The sequence below is a fragment of the Streptomyces sp. NPDC008150 genome (assembly GCF_042956945.1).
Lineage (GTDB): Bacteria > Actinomycetota > Actinomycetes > Streptomycetales > Streptomycetaceae > Streptomyces.
The window spans coordinates 1-17093 of sequence record NZ_JBIBHJ010000002.1 but is presented as its reverse complement, the minus strand read 5'-3'; the positions used below and the strand labels follow the sequence as shown (position 1 = coordinate 17093).

The window sequence follows — 17093 nt, the reverse complement described above, 5'->3', positions numbered from 1 at the left end:
GAACGACCGGACCTGCACCGGGTTTTCGGCCGCCCTTTGCACCGCCCACACCCGGTCGGCGCGGCCTGATCGGGGGGCGTCGTCGGAAACCGGCCAAGGGTAAAGACCTTCCCAGTTCCGGGTCGGAGCGCGGCGGATCCGACGGCCGGCCCGCGCGGGCGCTCGTGAAGTGTCCGGGAACCGGGGCGTGTTGCGGGTGACGGGGCCCGTGGGCCCGGTGATGCGGCCTGTGGCTGTCGTGGTCGCGGGGCGGGCGGGCGGAGGCCGCGGCGGGCGAGCGGATCGCCGGGCGTCGAACACTGGCCGCCGAGCAAACTCTCCGTCAACTGACGCGTGCCGCGCGGGCGTTGGCCGCCCGGTGCGGTCGTGGTGGCCGTGCTGCGGCGGATGCCGCCCCGCCGCACCGCAATTTTCGGTCGGTGTGGGAAATCCTCTTGCTCAATGGTCAAGAATCGTTGACCATTGTGGACATGCCAACCGACGACGTCCCCGAGGCGTTCCACGTCACCACTGACGAGCAGTTGCGTGCCGTCTCCAATCTCACCCGACACCGGATCATGGCCGTACTTCGCTTCGAGCCCGCGACGATCACGCAGATCGCCGACCGGGTGGGCCTGGCGAAGGGGAGCTCCAGCTATCACGTACGGCTTCTGGAGCGAGCCGGTCTGGTGAAGGTGGTCCGGACCCGGAAGGTCCGGGGGGTCACCGAGCGGTACTACGCGATGGCCGCGCGGGGGATCGTGCTGCCGGACCCGGGCGAGGGCGGGCCGGACGTGCTGATGCGGCATGCGGTTGCCGACCTGGAGGCAGCGCCGACGGACGCCGAGCGATACGTGCGGATGGCGCATCTGCGGCTTACGGAGGAGCAGTTCGCGGAGCTGGGGGAGCGGCTGGAGGCGTTGGCGGACGAGTACCGGAAACTGTCCGACCCGTCGATGCCGGACGTCTCCCTCGTCTTCGCGCTGTTCCGTCCGGCTCAGGGTGAACGGATCGAGGGGGACGTCAAGTGACCACGGAAACACGGAAGTTGCCCACCGGCTTCGGGCGGCTGTGGACGGCGCAGACGGTGTCCTCGCTGGGGGACGGGGTGACCCACGCCGCATTGCCGCTGCTCGCCCTGGCGCTGACGCGCGATCCGATGGCGCTCGCCGTCGTCACTGCCGCCGGAACGCTGCCGTGGCTGCTCTTCGGGGTGCTCGGCGGCGCGCTCGTGGACCGCTGGGACCGTCGGCGCACGATGTGGATCACGGACACGGCGCGTGCGGTGCTGCTCGCGATCCCGGCGGCAGCGGCCGCGCTGGACGTGCTGAGCATCCCGCTGCTCGCGACCGTCGCCTTCCTGCTCGGCCTGGGCGGCCTCTTCTTCGACACGGCGGCCACGGCCTACCTGCCCGACCTGCTCGGCCGGGACCCGGCGCTCCTGGAGAGCGCCAACTCCCGTATGCGCGGCTCCCAGACCGCCGCGTCCGGCTTCGCCGGGCCGCCCTTGGGCAGTGCGCTGCTCGCGATCGGTCGGGCGGTTCCGCTGCTCGCGGACGCGGTGTCCTTCGCGCTCTCCGCACTGCTCGTACGGTCGCTGCCCGTCACGCCGCGACCGATACCGCAGGTCCGTGAGTCGCTGCTGCGGCAGGCGCGGGCGGGGGCCGCGTACGTCTTCCGGGACCGGTTGCTGCTCGGGCTCGCACTGCGTCCGGCGGTCGGGAACGTCGCCTTCCTCGCCGTCGAGACCGTACTCGCCCTCTTCGCGCACGACCGCCTCGGCATCGCCACCTTCGGCTTCGGCCTGCTTCTCACGGCCGAGGCAACCGGCGGTCTGCTCGGCGCGGCCGTGGCCTCCCTCCTCGGCCGACGGCTCGGCACCGGCACCGCGCTGACCTGTACGGCCGCGATCGAGGGGCTTGCCGTCCTGGGCCTTGCCGCTGCCCCGAACCCCTACGTCGCCGGCCTCGCGCTCGCCGTCTGCGGAGCGGGCATGGGCGCCACGATGGTGCTCGGCCCCTCCCTGCGGCAGGCGATCGTGCCCGCGCACCTGATGGGCAGGGTCGCCTCCACCTCCCGCATGCTTGCCATGTGCGCCGCCCCGTTCGGCGCCTTCCTCGGCGGCTGGCTCGCCACCACCTACGACATCCGCACCCCGCTCTACGCGGCGGCCGGCCTCCTCCTCGCCATGACGGCCGTCACGGCGAGCATGACCAGCAACCGCCGGGTCGACGCGGCGTTGCGCGACGCCGCCCCGACGATGGGTTCTGGTCACCAGACGCTGGAGGAACCCGTCCGGGAGGACGCACCCGAGTTGCTGTGACCTGCGCGGGACCGAGACCGCGAAGGCACATCGACGGGCTGCCGTCGTCCGGACCGCGTGAGACGACGCCTACGTGGAGCGGGGTCCCGCGCCGCTGATGCCGCGAGTCCCGGTTCCCTCCGGCCAGGGGCGTGGGCGTGCCGTTGCCCGTGCCTCAGCGAGGGGTTCGGTGCCGGTGCCCGACAGGGCCAGCAGTTCCGTCACCCGTGCCGCGAGGATCTCCGCGGCGCCCTTGCCGTAGGGGGAGTTCATCGACGCGTAGGTGACACGGTCGTAACTCCCGCTGTCCGCCATGTACTTGGCGGCCCCGTTGACCATCGTGACCAGACAGGTGTGCGGCAGGGGAGAGGCCGCCTTCAGGGCGAGCCCCGTGCGGGCGGCGGAGTCGGGGCCCCGGCCGCCGGGCGGTCGCGGTCCGGGGCCGCGAGGATCGGTGAGACCCCGGACGCGGGCGGCCGGCTCGGGGTGGACGTGCTGTCGTCCGGCGGGGGCGGCCGGCGGCACATCGGGCCCGGCCGGCGCGGGAGTTCAGCGCGCGGCGCGACGAGCCCAGAACAGGACGTGGCCGCCGCCCTCGCCCTCGGGCACGAACTCCTCGTGCTCGACAGCCAGGTCCACCCGCGCCAGCCACGAGCGTGTCGTGGAAGCGTCCGGGTGGCTCCACCACATGGGAGTCCCGCCCCCGAGCCAGTTCTCGTCCGTACCGGTCCAGGCTCCGCTGCCCGTGGCGCACAGGAACCAGCCGCCCGGCCGGAGCCAGCCGGAGATCCTCTCCAGCAGCACACGCTGCTCCTCGATCGGGATGTGGATGAGCGTGTACAACGCGACGACCGCGTCGAACGTCTCCGGCGGGAACGTCACCGTCGTGGCATCGGCGCGAACGAACTCGGCCCGCGGCACCAGTTCCCGGGCCCTGGCGATCTGGACCTCGCTGATGTCGACGCCCACGACCCGATGGCCGGCCTCGGTCAGCGCGCGGGCCACCGGAACCCCGGTTCCGCAACCCACGTCGAGGACCGTGCTCGGAGCGGGCGCCAAGCGGGCCAGCAACTCCGCTGTCCAGGGTGCGTACTTCGTCTCGCTCCCGAACGCACGCTCGTAGTGAACCGAGAGTGCGTCGTACCCGCGTCGGACCAGATCCTTCGGGTCCTCGTCCGCCGTGTTCGTGTCCGTGTCGGCATGCACGCCCCGGAAGGTAGTGCGGTCCGGCGTGGCCGCGCGACACCTTTTCGGGAGGCCCGGAAGCCGCCGACCTCTCTGTGCGGTACTGCTCGCCGCCCCCCGGTGGAACAGCGGCGGCCGCCCTACCGAGGGTCCGCCGCTTCGGTGGTGCCGGTCAGGATGGCGGGCAGTTCGTCCATCCATGCCAGCGCCGCCCGCTCGTAGTGGATGCCGAAGCGGAGCGTGGCGCGCTGGTACGCGTCCAGCCCTCCCCGCGACTCCAGGCCGAGGTATCCGGCGAGCCTCTCCTCGTGCGTGAGGCGGTGCCGCTCGACGTGTTCGAGGAGCCTGCCGGTGTCGAGGTGCGCGCCGAAGGCGAGTGTCAGCAGCAGCGGGTAGCGGATCTGTTCGGTGTCCGGGGGCTGCGCGACCCACGAGGCGAAGGCCTCTCGCCCGGCGTCCGTGAGGGCGTACGGCCGGCGCGAACGCGCCCCCGTGTCGCCGGCGACGACGAGGCCCCGCTGCTCCAGCGCTGTGAGCTCGCGATAGACCTGGCTGCGCGTCAGGCTCCAGAAGTCACCGATGAACGCCTCGGCGCAGCCGAGCAGTTCGTAGCCGCTTGCCTCGCCGGCGTGCAGAAAGCCGAGGAGCGAGGCGGCCGTCGGATTGATGGGGGACCGCGTCACGTACATCTCCTTGACAGTCCACTGTGGACGGTGCTTGCCTGTGGGCACCGTCCACAGTGGCATATGGGGGAGCGTCATGCATGCTGTCGTGCTCGTGATCCACGTCGTGGCAGGCAGCCTCGGGCTGTTGGTGGGACCCGCCGCGATGCTCGTCGCCAAACGCCCGGGGCGCCATCCCGTCCTCGGCCGGACGTATCAGGTCCTGACCGGCTTACTGTGCCTGAGCTCGTTCGGGCTCGTCGCCTACCGGCCCTCGCTGTGGTGGCTCGGCGTGATCGGCGCGGCGACGTGGGCCTCGGCGCTGGCCGGCTGGTGGGTGCGCCGCGCCGCGTTCCGGGGCTGGCTCGTCTGGCACATCAACCTGATGTGCAGTTCCTATCTCTCGTTCGTCACGGCGTTCCTGGTCGTCAATCTGGGGCTCACGTCACTCGTCGCCTGGATCCTGCCCACCGTCGTGGGCGCGCCGCTGATCGCGCGGGCCACGGTCCGCTCGTTGCGTCCGCGCGTGGTGGAACCGTCCTCCGCGCAGGCGTCGGCCCGCTGAGCACGTTCCGACGCTCCCGTGGCCGCAGGGCCGACGCGGCCTCTCGGCCGGCCGCCGTGGGCGCCGCAGGCCGGGTGCACCCGCGGAGCCGTGCCGCCCGCCTCACGGTGATTCCGGCTCGACGGACGGCTGTCGGCGCCGGATGACGAACCAGAGGATCCAGCCGGCGCCGGTGACGACACCGAGATTGATGAGCCGGTACAGGACGACGGCGGCGATGGCGGTCGAGGTGCCGATCCCGCCCGCGAGCAGGCCGAGGACCAGCGCGTTGTCGATGACCCCGAGGCCGCCGGGAACGATGGTGACTGTTCCGGCGGCCATCCCGGCGCAGAAGGCGAGCAGGAGCTGGAATCCGCTGATCTCCCGGTCGGTGACGGCGTGCAGGCACAACCACAGGCACGCCGCGTCGAGCAGCCAGTTGAGCAGGGCGAACACGGCGGCGGCGGTGCCGTGCCCGGCGCTGAGCCGGGCGCCGCGCAGTTGCCGGAGAAAGGCGCGGACGTGGTCGAGCCCGTCGTCGGCGTCCCTGCGGCGCAGGCGGTTGAGCCGTCGCAGGGCAGGACGTGCGACGCCGAGCAGCATGTCCGGCCGGCGGACGACGCGGCGCAGCCCGAACGTGATGGCGACCGCCCCGACCGCCGTGCCGATCAGCGTCAGCCACGGCGGGGTTCCGTGTGCCGCGAGCGCCGCGACAGCGGTGATGACGGCGAGGGCGGCGGTGGACAGAATGCCGGACAGGGCGATGCACCAGGAGGCCAGGGCCGGAGTGGCGCCGAAGCGGCGCATCTGCTGGTAGTTGAGCCGCGTCGAGAACGCGGGGCCGCCGGGCAGGGTCTCGTTGAGCGAGTGGGCGGCGTACGTGAGGGCGAGTTCGCGGCGCAGGGGCACGCGCAGGCCCCCGGAGAGCAGGAGACGGCGCTGCATCCGGGCGTAGGCGGCCATGGCGGCGAGCTCGGCGACGAGCGCGGCCACGAACCAGCCGGGGCGGGGAGCCCTCAACTCCGACAGCGCCGAGGAGAGGGCCGGCCAGCCCAGCACCAGTTCCACCGCGAACAGGGCGAGGAAGCCGACGACGAGGCCCCGCCGCAGCCAGGAACGGACGGGGCGCCGGGCGCTGCCGTCCTGGCTCCGGCCGGTGGTGGGCCCGCTGTCCTGTGTCGTGCTCATCTCGGTTCCGTTCTGGTGGTGGACAGGCAACGCCGGCGGCGGTGCCCCTCCGCGCATGCTCGCCCCTGTATTCGGCGGGGCGTCGCACGCGGGCGCGGACGGCTTGCTGCTTCCGCAACAGGTCCGACGGCTGCCAGGACGCGGTCGGGAACCCTGCCGTCTCGGCCGCGCCCGCCGCACTGCCGGAGGGCGCTGCACGGCCGGGTACCCCGACAGGGCATGTGTACGGCAGGCCGGTTGAGCGCTCGCACACCTGGCCAGGAATGCCCGCGGTCGCCGTCGCTTTCGGCGGCGTGCACTTCATGTCGCACACGGTGTTCGCGTACTGCGGACGCTACGTGATCCCCTGCTGGCCGACCGGGCGGCGCGGCGGTGCGGCCCCGTGCGGCCTGGCTCCTGCGCGAACTCCCGTACACGGACGACCCGGCGGCCTGAAACGGGCGCCGCTGCACCGGAGTTGGCAGACAGTCCTGCGTGGCTGCTTCCCGCGGCTCGACCACGGGAACGCCCATGTCCGGCCGGCGGCCGACACGGCGGTGCTGATGACGGGCGTCCGCACGGCGGTGGCGGAGACCGGTCGTGTTGCGGGCCGGGCGGCACTCGGCTCGATCGGCTCCCCCGCGGTTGCGGCGTTACCCGTCCTGCGCCCGGTGACGGTCTCGCCCCGCCGATACACCTGACGTCAATGAGGCCGTGGCAGAGGTGAGTTGTAGACCCGCGAACGCACCGAACATCCGGGCGTTGCGCCCCGACCGCCGAGAGTGTCAGAGGCGGCGCGTGGTCATCAGGGTGGTCCCGCGCTCCGCGTCCACTTCCGTCCGCCCGGTCTCGGCGAACCCGACCTTGGCCAGCACACGTCGAGAGGCGGTGTTCCAGTCCCAGACCGTGGCCCACAGCCGCTCGTACCCGGACGCCCTCGCCCAGTCGAGAACCGCCGCCGACGCCTCGGTCGCGTATCCCCGGCGCCAGACGCGGCGCAGCAACTCGAAGGCCAACTCCGGTTCCCCCGCGGCCACTCGACCGTCATCGACCAGTCCGCAGTAGCCGACGACGTCACGGGACACCTTGCGCTCGACCGCCAGCAGCCCGTTCGACCACACCTCGTCGGTGCGGATCGCATCCTCCAGGTCCGCGACCGTCGGGTGTCCTTCCGCGTCGATCCGGCGGTGCGGCGGCACCCGTGGATCGCGTTCGGTCCACAGTTCGCGCTGCACGACGGCCTCGGCCACCCGCCACGGCCTGAGCAGCAGACGGTCCGTCTCCAGCACAACTTCGCCGCCCGGCGCGCCAACTGTCATGCCGGCGAGCCTATGGGTCGGCCCCGCGGCCGTGCGGGAGCGTGGTGCCGGGCGGCCCGCGCCTCCTGGGCGGCCACCCGCGCCGCGTCCGCGGCAGCGTCGCTTCCCGGCTGTCCGCCGCCCGGAGAGCGGAAGTGAAATTGTGCAACGATCATCGCGCCGGACAAGCCAAATGTGACGCGTGAGGGTCCACAGTCGTCCGCACTGTCCGGTTGGCAGCTAAAGTTGTTGTACAGGTCTGTGTTTCGTGGCGTGACTTCGGTGTCGTGCCGACGCCACGGGCAGACCGGGATCACGTCGGGGACAACGCAGGCCTTGCTGTTGTCCGGGACACGTTGGAGGACTGCATCATGGCACTTGTTTCGGACGCCACCTCGGGCGAGGGGAGTGGTGCGGACGCCGGCGCCAACCGCACGGTGCAGGCGTACAACGACCTCCGCGCGCTGCTCCTGTCGGGCCACTACGAACCGGACTCACGTCTCACCGAGTCGGACCTCACCACGCGTCTGGGAGTCTCGCGCGGCACGCTGCGCTCGGTGCTCGCGCGGCTCGCGCAGGAAGGGTACGTCACCGCCGAGGCGCACCGCAGCGCCCGCACCCGCTCGTTCTCGGTGGACGAGGCATTGGAGATCCTGGAGACCCGCGAGGTGCTGGAGTCCGCGCTGGCGGCCAGCGCGGCCCGGCGGGCGACCGATGCCGACGTCGAGGCGATGACCAGGACCTGCGAGCGGATGTGGGAGTGCCAGGTACCCGGCGGGCGGGACGAGTACCAGATGCTGAACCGCAGGTTCCACGAGCAGATCCGTGAGACGGCCCGGCACGCCACGCTCTCCCGGTTCGTCGACAGCCTGCTCTACCCCCTCGTCATGCAGCAGTACCGGCACGTCGGCCGGGCGTACCCGCGGACCGACTCCGTGAAGGAGCACGAGGCGATCCTCGCCACCATCGCGACCCGGAACCCGGAGGCCGCGTCGGCGGCGATGAAGCACCATCTGTCGGCGGCCCGGCGAGATCTGGAGCTGCAGTTCGCCGAGCCCGCGGACCTGTAGTCCGCCGCGGCCCGCGGGCCCGCCGCTCCTCCGCGCGTCAACCCGGGTATGCGGTGGGGGGGGGGGGGGGGGGCGCGCGGGGGGGGGGGGCCCCCCCCGCCCCCCCCCGCCCCCGGGGGGGGGGGCCCGGGGGGGGGGGGCCCGGGGGGGGGCGCGCCGCCCCCCCCCCCCCCCCACCGCATACCCGGGTTGGGAACGTCCGCTCCTGGTGCCGGTCCGCGAACGGGGGTGCCCTTCGGGCGGGCGGCCGTCAGGACCACAGGGCGATGGTCCACGCGGGGTCCAGGACCGCGCTGACCTCGTCGCCCGGCCGGGCGTCCAGATGCGCGTCCGCGTGTGCGCGCAACTCGATGTCGCCCACGGTGACGACCACCTCCTGGCGGTCTCCGAGGTACTCGCTGGACAGGATGCGCGCGGCGAACCGGTTGGCGTCCTCAGGGCCGGGCGTCCCGGTGGTGACCCGGATGTTCTCGGGCCGCACGCACACGAACATCTCCTGGCCGGCGGTCGGCGGTACCGCGGGCGTGGTGAAGCGCTCGCACCGCACGACCCCCACGGAGGTCTTGGCATCGACCGCGCTGTCCCCGGAGCCGAGCGCCGCTTCCGTGACCCCGGGGATCAGGTTGGCGCTGCCGACGAAGTCGGCGACGAAGCGCGACGCGGGGGAGTCGTAGATGTCGTTGGGCGAACCGATCTGCTCTATGCGGCCCTTGTTCATCACGACGATCGTGTCGGACATGGCGAGGGCCTCGCCCTGGTCGTGGGTCACGTAAATGGTGGTGACCCCGAACTTCTGCTGGAACGACCGCAGTTCGGTGCGCAACTGGGAACGCAGCTTGGCGTCCAGGTTGGACAGCGGCTCGTCCAGCAGCAGCACCTCCGGCTCGCAGAGCAGCGCTCTGGCCAGCGCCAGCCGCTGCTGCTGGCCGCCGCTGAGCTGGGTCGCCCACCGGTCGGCGTACTCCGTCAGCCCGACCTGCTCCAGCATGGTGAGGACACGCTGCCGGGTTTCGGCCTTGGGGTAGGTGGTGCGGCCGTAACGGAGCGGGAACGCCGCGTTGTCGAAGACCTTCATGTGCGGCCAGATGCCGTAGGACTGCGGCACCATCGCGATCGGCCGGTCGTCGGGCGACACGTCGCGGCTGTCGGCGGCGGAGAAGACGGGGCGGCCGTTCATGGAGATGGTGCCCCGGTCTGCCGTCTCCAGCCCGGCGAGGCACCGCAGGGTGGTCGTCTTGCCGCAGCCGCTGGGCCCCAGCAGCGTGAAGAACTTGCCGTGCGGCACGGTGAAGCTGACGTCTTCGATGCCGCGGCCTCCTTCGCCGCCGCGCTGCGGGGTGTACCGCTTCTCCAGGCCGGAGATCTCGACGGAGTGGTCGGATGAAGCGAGATTCTGCACGGTCACGACACCTCACATGTGTTGTTGGACGCCACGTCGGTTGACCCACCAGACGGAGACGGAGGAGAGGGCGAGCAGCAGGACGGCGAGGGCACTGGCCTCGGGGTAGTCCGCGCTCTCACCGATCATGTCCCACAGCAGCACGACGACCGTGCGGTTGTCGGAGCTGGACAGCAGCAGGGCGATGGGGAGTTCGCCGAGCGCGTTGGCGAACACCCACAGCCAGGTCCGTGACACGGAGGGCGCGATGAGGGGAAACACCACACGGCGCATCACGGTGGTGCTGCTTGCCCCGGAGACCCGGCCCACCTCCTCCAGGCCCGGGTCCAGTTGCAGGAGAGCCGTCTGGATCATGCGGGAGCCACGCGGGATGTAGCGGGTGGTGAGCGCGATGACGATGATCCACACGGTGCCGTAGACCGGGAACGGGAAGTACAGGTAGAGGAAGAGCACCGCCATGCCCAGGACGACGCTCGGGATGGCGAAGACCAGGAAGGACAGGTCGAACAGCATCCGTCCGAGGAACCCGCCGCGCGTCGAGGCCAGCGCCAGCCAGGAGCCGAAGGCCGCCGTCAGGGTCGCCGTGAGCAGGCTGATGACGAGGGTGTTGAGCAGCGCGTGGCTCAGACTCGGGTCGGTGAAGATCGACGCGTAGTTGGCGAAGCTCAGTCCGTCCAGGCTGCTGAGGCTGATCGGCTGGAGGAACGGCGTCAGGCTCGTCCACACGAGGGTCAGGATGGGTACGAGGATCGCGACGATCACGTAGAGGGACACCACGGCGGCGACGGGGACCCGCCACCGGCCCAGCCGCACCGGTGTGGCCCGGTAGCCCTTGCCGGCGACCACCCGGAAGCGGTGTGACTCGCGGGTCTGGCGCCGGTAGACGGCGATCATCACGAGGGAGAGCAGGACCAGCAGGATGCCGTACGCGCTGGCCCGGCCGTAGTTGGCCAGGCCGCCCGGCGGCTGTAGCGCCGCCTGCACGTAACTGCTGAACACGTAGATCTGGTTGGGCATCCCGAGCATTGCCGGGATGGCGAACTCCTCCAGGGCGATGACGACCAGCAGCATGCTCGCCGCGGTGATGGCCGGCAGCGTGAGCGGCAGGACCACCTTGCGCGTCCGTGTCCACCAGCCGGCTCCCGAGGTGGCCGCGGCCTCCTCGAACTCCAGGTTCAGCCGGGCGAAGGCCGGCGCGAGCATGATGTACATGCCGGGTACGCCGAAGATGCCGGCCACCAGGATCATGCCGGGGAGCGAGTAGATGTTGACGGTGAAGCCGAGGGTCCGCTCGATGGCGAGGGCGATGGGACCGTTGGCCGGGTTGGCCGCGAGGACCCACGCGACCGCCAAGACGGTGGCCGGGACGGCCATGGGGGCGAGCGTGCTCGGGGCCAGGACGCGACGGCCGGGGATGTCCGTTCTTTCGAACAGGTAGGCGAGGCTGACGCTGATGACGACGGAGAGCACCACGGTGCCGGCCACGAAGACCAGGGAGTTGAGCGCGACTTCCGCCAGCCGCTCGGACGCGAAGATCTGGGTGAAGTTGGACAGCGAGAACCCGGATATCTGAAACGGGAGTTTGAACTCACTGTCCTTGAGACTGCTGTAGACCAGCATGCCCAGCGGAAAGAGGACGAGGTAGGCGAGGACGGCGCCGATGGCGATGTTGACGCCGCCCAGGAAGCGGTCCCGGCGTTTTCCGGCAGGGCGCGGGCCGGCCGTGCCGGCCTGGACGGGGTCCCGGCGCTCAGGGCGTACACCGGCGGAGGGCTTGGTGTCAGACTGCATCGCTGGAGTCTCCAAGGGTGAGCGGACGGGTTCTCTGCCGGCGGTGGCCACCGGCCGCGGACAGGTGTGTCGGCGGCGGCCGTCAGTCGACGTCGGTTCCCAGGGCGTCTTCGACCTTGGGGAAGAAGGCTGAGAACTTCTCGTACTGCTTGACATCGGTTTCGCTGTACCACTTCACGCCGGCCTGGCAGAGAGCGCCGATGACCTTGTTGGTGGCGGCGTCCGTGCAGTCGGTGTTGCTGGGGATGACCGAGTTGTAGGTGTCGACCAGCGCGGCCTGGCCCTCGGCGGAGGCGAGGAAGGCGGTGAGGAGGCGGCCCGCCGCCGGGTGGGGAGAACCCTTGGGCACGAACAAGTAGGACTTGTTGGCGTTGGTGGGGCCGACGGGAGCGACCGCGATCGGTGCGCCCTTGGACTGGTCGTCCAGCACCAGGTTGATCAGGTCGGTGCCCACCGGCGTCTGACCGGACACGATGTTGGCGTGCGCCTGGGTGGTGTTCTCGGTGTAGTGCGGGTTCAGCGTGGCGAGCCGTGCGGCGTAGTCCAGGCCGGCGCCGGTACCGAGGGCCGAGTCCTGGGCCCAGACGGTCATGAACGACCCGCGCGACTCGATGGTCAGCCTGCCGGACTTCCAGCGGGAGTCGAGCACGTCGTCCCAACTGCTGGGCACGTCTTTCCGGGGCACGACCTTGGTGTTGTAGGCCCAGACCTTCGGCACGGCCCACACGTAGACGAAGTTGCTGTCGAAGACCTGGTCCGAGGGCACCTTGAAGTCGGACCAGTCCACCTTCGCCGCCATGTCCAGCGACGGCAGCACGGTGAGTCCGCCCGCGTTCGAGACGTCGAAACTCACCCGGTTCGCGGCCTGTTCGACGTTGAGCTGGGTGACGAGGTCCGGGGCCTTCTTGTTCGTGTACTTGACCTTGATGCCGGGATACTTCTTCTGGAAGGCGTCGATCGCCGGGCGCATCTGCGACTCCGGTTTCGGGGCGAACCAGATGACCGATCCCTCGGCCCTGGCCTCCTGGTACAGCGCGTCCAGGTCCTTGGCCTTCGGGTCGGGCGGAGGCCCGCCGCCGCATGCCGTCGCCACCAGGGCGACCACCGTGCCGAGGGCGGTCAGGGCAGCGGCGCGGCGCCGGCGTCCGGCGGGCAGTCGTACGCGGTCCATGGCCACCGCCTACACCCGGGACGCGGAGTCGGCGGCGCCCGCGAGCCCGTAAACCCGGGCGGCGGTACCGCCCGCGATCTGGGCCAGGTCCGTGTCGTCGAGCTGCGGAAGCTGGTCCCTGACCAGGCCGAACAGCTCGGACAACTTCCCTTCCGACGCCGGGTAGTTGGAACCCCACATCACGTGCGCCGCGCCGAACTCCTCGATCAGCGCCCGGAACAGCGGCGCGGCCGATCCGGCCTCGCGCTGCGCGCGCAGGACGGCGGGCGGGGTGAGCTTGAGGAAGACCCGGCCGGTGTCGCCGAGCGAGGGAAGCCCGGGGGCGTCGGGGTACGGCGTCGTGCCGTCACCCAGCCGCGGTCGGCCCCCGTGGTCGAGCACCGCGACGAGCCCCGGGTACTGCTGGAGGAGACCGGCGAGGATCGGCGCGTGCTGGGCGTGCATCTGGATGCAGACCGGCACCCGGCGGTCGGAGAGGAACTGCCAGACCGGCGCCATCCGTTCGTCGTCGAGGCCGCGGCCCGGCGTCGGAACGGCGGTCGTCCCGTCGGCGGCACGAATGCGGACCCCGGAGAAGCCCCGCTCGTCGATCCAGTGATGGAGGTCGTCGACCGCGGTCGGGGAGAGGAAGTCGACGGAGCAGACACCGCTGATGCGGTCGGCGTGCCGGACGAGCTGGTCGGCCACGTAGGTGTTGTCGAAGCCGTAGACCGTGGAGGCCTGGACGACGACGAGGTGCTCGACGGAGGCGGCGTCCGCCTGGCGCAGAAGGCCGTCGATGTCGTTGGGGCGTTCCTGGGACCAGCCGGAACGGTGCCCGCCGAGCGGCGCCGCGGGATAGGCGCCTGTGTCGGCCGAGATGATGTGGGTGTGCGTGTCGACGTGGAACATGAGCACCTCTGTACTGGTGGTTGGTACGGCGGGCGAGTGCGGTGGGGTGCCGTTGCCGGTGCGCCGCGCGAGATCGCCGAGCAGGTCGGCCGTGGGCGGGGACAGGCAAATGACGTTCTGCTGCGGCGTGTTGTCGCGGGGTTCTTCCGGGCCATCCCGGGCCGGGCGGGCGGCGGGCAGCAGGCCGGCTACCGGCCGGTCGCGCGTCCCGGGGCCGGGGTGCGGGGCGTGTGCGTGGGGGAGTGGTGCCCGACGCGACCGCCGAGCACGGCCGGCAGCAGTGCGCCCGGCAGGCCGGCTTCTTGGGCCCGGAGGGCGGACCCGGGTGTCATCTCGCCCATGTGGCAACGGAGTTCACGTGTGCGGCGGGCCGGGTGCGGACAGGAGCTCACCGCTACGGACGTGGTGCTGGGCATGAAACAACTCCTTCGTTGTGTCCCAACCCGGGAGTGCGCTGTGTGCCGGCTCTGGGCGCTGCGACTCGACCGGGGGAGCAGCGCGAAGTGTCCAACAGGTTTCGTCACCGTACGCCCGCATATAGGGAATCAACAAGGCCTGTAGGACTGGATCGTCAAACAATCCTGCCGACTGCGAGGAACGCGGATCCTTGAACGCCCTTGCTCGGCCGTGCCCGTGCCCGGTGGCGCACGAACCTGGCCGGCGGTCCGCCCTTGTTGTCCGACAAGGCGGAGGCGGGTGCGCGGCGTCCTGGCACTGTGCGGATGGCCGCGGATATGAGATCCCGGGTGTGCGGTCGGGAGTGTGCGGTCAGGAGGCGATGTACTTCGTGTAGTCGGCGAACAGCGTCTCGGGTGTCACCTCGGACCGGATGACCTGCTGCTCGCGGGCGTACTGGATCGCGAGTCGCACCCCCGCGACGAGGGTGTCGTTGAGGCCGTGGGTGACGGCGCGTTCGCGTACCGACCGGGGAGCCTGCGACCTGGTGTCGTCGATGCTCGACGTGAAGGCCTCGTAGATCGTGCGGACCGCCTCGGGGTCGCTCCTCAGCAGGTCGGTTCGAACGGTGAGCATGTGGTTGATCGGTACGGTGGCGTGCCGGTCGAACCAGGCCCGCTCGGCCTCCTGCCAGTCCTGGACGACCGGGACGAGCCCGCTCCCGCCGATCATGGCGGCGATGTCGCCGTCGTGCAGCAGGTCCTTAAGAGTGCTCGAAGTCCGCTCCACGTTCGGGGGCTCGACGTACTCCTCCACGTGCGGCCCCTCGGTGGTGACCCAGGTGATCCGGTCGGCGTCGACCCCGTAGTCCTCCTTGAGGATGCCGCGTACCCACAGTCCTGTCGTCTGGCTGTACGCCCGCACACCCACACGTCGGCCCACCAGCTCGGAGGGGTGGCCGATCCGGCCGTCCGGCAACTGCGCCAGGGTGTTGTGGTGCAGACGGCCGCTCATGACGATCGGCAGGAGGGAGATCTCCTTGCCCTGCTCCCACGCCTGGAGGTAGGTGGCGATCGCCATCTCGGCGACGTCGAACCGCAGTTCGCGGACCATGGGCCCGAAAGCCCGGTGAATGGGCTCGATCTCCGGAAAGTCGACGCTGAGGTCGCCCACGGCACGCTGCCCCGTCTTCAGCGGAATCGTGTGCGCGTAGTCCCGTACGGCAATGGTGTGAGTGCTCAAGGTTCCTCACCTTTCAGTGGCATGCGTACCTGGGCCGGTGATGTCTTCGCGGGCGGGAGATCATCGCCGGGGTGAAGTCGTGCTCGGTCGCCGGCGGCGCGGAGGTGCGGCACTCCGCGGGCGGCAGAATCCTCGGCCAGGACGGGTCGTCCTGCTGGACGACCGCTGGATGACTCCATATGTGCCCGCCGATGCCGCAGTTGACTGGTTGGGCCGGTCAGCCGCGTCGAGTTCCGGCGATGCGTCAACGATGACCGTCCGCCGTCAGGCTGGGGCGCCGGGTCCGGGCTTGTCAACCCGTCGGAGCGATATTGATGGCCCAGATTGTTCAACAGATTTCCCGGCGAGGTTCTTTCATTGCGGGCATCAGGAGCCACTGTTACCGTCCCCATCTCATGGATTGTTTTACAACTGGCCGAGCGCGGGGAGGGGTTGGTCGTCGGCGGCGAGCCCGTGGGTCGGGACACCGCCGCGTCACGCCGACGAGCCGACGGGTGGACCTGTTGTCGGAGCCTTCGTGCACGCTGCGTGATTCTCAACAGCGAAGCAGGCGCTCGGCGGAGCGGTCCGGGCGATCACGGGAGGCGAGGAAGTCTTGAGCGTGACGACCAAGATGCGCGAAGTCCTGGCGTACGTGGGTCTGGTGGGCTGCGAGCGGTGCGGTCCCGGGCGGTGCGGTCCTGGGCTGCCGTCCGCGCCGCCGGCCGTGAAGTTGACCCCCGTGCTCGCGGTGGACCCCGAGGCGGCCCTGATGGACAACCCGTTCGCGGTCCTCGATTCCGCGCAGAGTCAACTCCGGGCGGCTGGTGGGCTTCAGGCTCACCTCTCCGGCTTCCGGGTTGGGCAACTTGTAGAACAAGAACTTCCGGAGAGCTGGAGGCCACTTGAGATCTAGCCACCTATTGTCCCGTTTGATTGGCATGCGGTCGCAGACCTCTTGTGGCCCGAAGGCTCACGGTGCTACGTTCTCCTCGGAAGTTGTAGAACAATACTGACGCTGTCGCGCAGCCACCGCACACGTCAGCGGGCGGGGCCGACCGGCTCGGTCGGCCCTGGCGTCGCGATCCGCTTCGAGCGCCTGCGCACCGTGAACTCCGCATCGGCAGCCACGAGTTCGCGGACCTCTCCCGCATTGCCGCCGGATCGCCCGGCACCGGTCCGGCTTCAACAGGACCGAGCTGCCGCCCTCTTCCCCCTCCAAGCCGTCACGTCTGCCGCCGAGTGAGGTCACCGATTTGATATCGATCAAGGACGAGATCGCCGTAGCGAGTCCGCCCCGCCGCGTCTGGGAGGTCATCTCCAACCCCTCGAACGTCGTGTCCTGCATCGGCGGCGCGGAGCTGGGAGCGTCGCACGAGGACGGTTCCTTCGACGGCACGTTGGCCATCCGGTTCGGCGGTCTGCGGGTCAGGTTCGCCGCCCGGATCACCCTGGACCTGGACGAGTCCGCCCGCGAAGGGCGCCTCTCGGCGCGCGGCGCCGACGGGCAGGGGGCGACCCGCTTCAACGCCGGCGCCACCTTCCGGGTCACCGAGGGGGAGACCCCCGACAGTTCCCGGATCCACGTCGACGGCGAGATCAAACTCAACGGCAAGCTCGCCAAGTTGATCGAGTCGGGTGCGGGGGTGGTCGTCACACGGATGACCAAGGAGTTCTCGGAGCAACTGGTCAAGCGGTGCGCCGGGCCCGCCGAAACGGCCACGGCGGCAGCCACCGAAACGGCCACGGCCACGGTCGCGGAGCCCATCCCGACCACAGCGGTGGCCCCTGCGAGGACATCCCGTCCGGCCAGCCTGCTGGCCCGCCTGCGTACTTGGTGGTCCGGCCTGCGCTCGGGGCGCCGGGGACCGGTGGCGCCGCGATCGACGAACAACTCGGGTGAAGCACTTGGTCAGGGAGGCCGACGATGACAACGGGCAGGTTGAACAGGGTGGTTGGTGCTCTCGCCGCGGGTGAGCATGTGTTCGCGACGTTCTCGGCGGCGGATGCGGTGTCG

At 70.7% G+C, this 17093-nt stretch carries 16 protein-coding genes; 5 read left to right on the top strand and 11 right to left on the bottom strand.

Features of this window, described 5'->3' with window-relative positions:
- Positions 1-470 precede the first annotated feature (470 nt).
- Both ACFZA0_RS05780 and ACFZA0_RS05775 read left to right on the top strand, forming a co-directional pair.
- Entirely contained in the window at positions 471-1010 is a 540-nt protein-coding gene (locus ACFZA0_RS05780) for a helix-turn-helix domain-containing protein (protein WP_391011941.1), read from the top strand.
- Positions 1007-2302 (top strand): MFS transporter, encoded by a 1296-nt coding sequence (locus tag ACFZA0_RS05775; RefSeq protein ID WP_391011938.1) that lies wholly within the window; start codon positions 1007-1009, stop codon positions 2300-2302. The genes ACFZA0_RS05780 and ACFZA0_RS05775 overlap by 4 nt, the downstream gene beginning before the upstream one ends.
- A 69-nt stretch (positions 2303-2371) precedes the next feature.
- Here ACFZA0_RS05775 and ACFZA0_RS05770 read toward each other — a convergent pair whose 3' ends face one another.
- The 3 genes from ACFZA0_RS05770 to ACFZA0_RS05760 form a co-directional block, all read right to left on the bottom strand.
- Positions 2372-2806 carry a hypothetical protein gene (locus ACFZA0_RS05770; protein WP_391011935.1) on the bottom strand — a complete coding sequence of 145 codons (435 nt, stop codon included), beginning with the start codon at positions 2804-2806 and terminating at the stop codon, positions 2372-2374.
- Positions 2807-2830: 24 nt separating this feature from the next.
- Entirely contained in the window at positions 2831-3487 is a 657-nt protein-coding gene (locus ACFZA0_RS05765) for a methyltransferase domain-containing protein (RefSeq protein ID WP_391011932.1), read from the bottom strand.
- 119 nt (positions 3488-3606) lie between these two features.
- Positions 3607-4149: a helix-turn-helix transcriptional regulator gene (locus ACFZA0_RS05760; protein WP_391011929.1), complete on the bottom strand. Its 543-nt coding sequence runs from the start codon at positions 4147-4149 to the stop codon at positions 3607-3609.
- Positions 4150-4225: 76 nt separating this feature from the next.
- On the opposite strand from ACFZA0_RS05760, the gene ACFZA0_RS05755 reads away from it, so the two are divergent.
- Positions 4226-4693 (top strand): hypothetical protein, encoded by a 468-nt coding sequence (locus ACFZA0_RS05755; RefSeq protein ID WP_391011927.1) that lies wholly within the window; start codon positions 4226-4228, stop codon positions 4691-4693.
- 102 nt (positions 4694-4795) lie between these two features.
- Here the strand turns inward: ACFZA0_RS05755 and ACFZA0_RS05750 are convergent, their stop codons facing one another.
- Both ACFZA0_RS05750 and ACFZA0_RS05745 read right to left on the bottom strand, forming a co-directional pair.
- On the bottom strand, positions 4796-5860 hold the full coding sequence (locus ACFZA0_RS05750) for a flippase-like domain-containing protein (protein WP_391011924.1): 1065 nt from the start codon (positions 5858-5860) through the stop codon (positions 4796-4798).
- 764 nt (positions 5861-6624) lie between these two features.
- A complete protein-coding gene (locus ACFZA0_RS05745) occupies positions 6625-7158 on the bottom strand; it encodes a GNAT family N-acetyltransferase (protein WP_391011921.1) in 534 nt (177 codons plus the stop codon).
- A gap of 350 nt (positions 7159-7508) precedes the next feature.
- On the opposite strand from ACFZA0_RS05745, the gene ACFZA0_RS05740 reads away from it, so the two are divergent.
- Positions 7509-8207, top strand: a complete 699-nt coding sequence (locus ACFZA0_RS05740; RefSeq protein WP_391011918.1) for an FCD domain-containing protein — start codon at positions 7509-7511, stop codon at positions 8205-8207.
- A gap of 250 nt (positions 8208-8457) precedes the next feature.
- On the opposite strand, the gene ACFZA0_RS05735 is transcribed toward ACFZA0_RS05740, so the two are convergent.
- The 6 genes from ACFZA0_RS05735 to ACFZA0_RS05710 form a co-directional block, all read right to left on the bottom strand.
- Positions 8458-9612, bottom strand: coding sequence for an ATP-binding cassette domain-containing protein (locus ACFZA0_RS05735; protein ID WP_391011915.1), 1155 nt, complete (start codon positions 9610-9612; stop codon positions 8458-8460).
- Between the two features lie 6 nt (positions 9613-9618).
- On the bottom strand, positions 9619-11397 hold the full coding sequence (locus ACFZA0_RS05730; protein WP_391011912.1) for an ABC transporter permease subunit: 1779 nt from the start codon (positions 11395-11397) through the stop codon (positions 9619-9621).
- Between the two features lie 82 nt (positions 11398-11479).
- Positions 11480-12568 (bottom strand): extracellular solute-binding protein, encoded by a 1089-nt coding sequence (locus tag ACFZA0_RS05725; protein WP_391011909.1) that lies wholly within the window; start codon positions 12566-12568, stop codon positions 11480-11482.
- Between the two features lie 9 nt (positions 12569-12577).
- The gene (locus ACFZA0_RS05720; RefSeq protein WP_391011906.1) at positions 12578-13459 is read right to left on the bottom strand and encodes an amidohydrolase family protein; all 882 of its coding nucleotides are present in this window, start codon (positions 13457-13459) and stop codon (positions 12578-12580) included.
- A 188-nt stretch (positions 13460-13647) separates the two neighbouring features.
- Entirely contained in the window at positions 13648-13875 is a 228-nt protein-coding gene (locus ACFZA0_RS05715) for a hypothetical protein (RefSeq protein ID WP_391011903.1), read from the bottom strand.
- Between the two features lie 352 nt (positions 13876-14227).
- Entirely contained in the window at positions 14228-15097 is an 870-nt protein-coding gene (locus tag ACFZA0_RS05710; RefSeq protein WP_391011900.1) for a hypothetical protein, read from the bottom strand.
- A 1235-nt stretch (positions 15098-16332) separates the two neighbouring features.
- Between ACFZA0_RS05710 and ACFZA0_RS05705 the strand changes: the two genes are divergently transcribed.
- On the top strand, positions 16333-17007 hold the full coding sequence (locus tag ACFZA0_RS05705) for an SRPBCC domain-containing protein (protein ID WP_391011897.1): 675 nt from the start codon (positions 16333-16335) through the stop codon (positions 17005-17007).
- Positions 17008-17093: the final 86 nt, after the last annotated feature.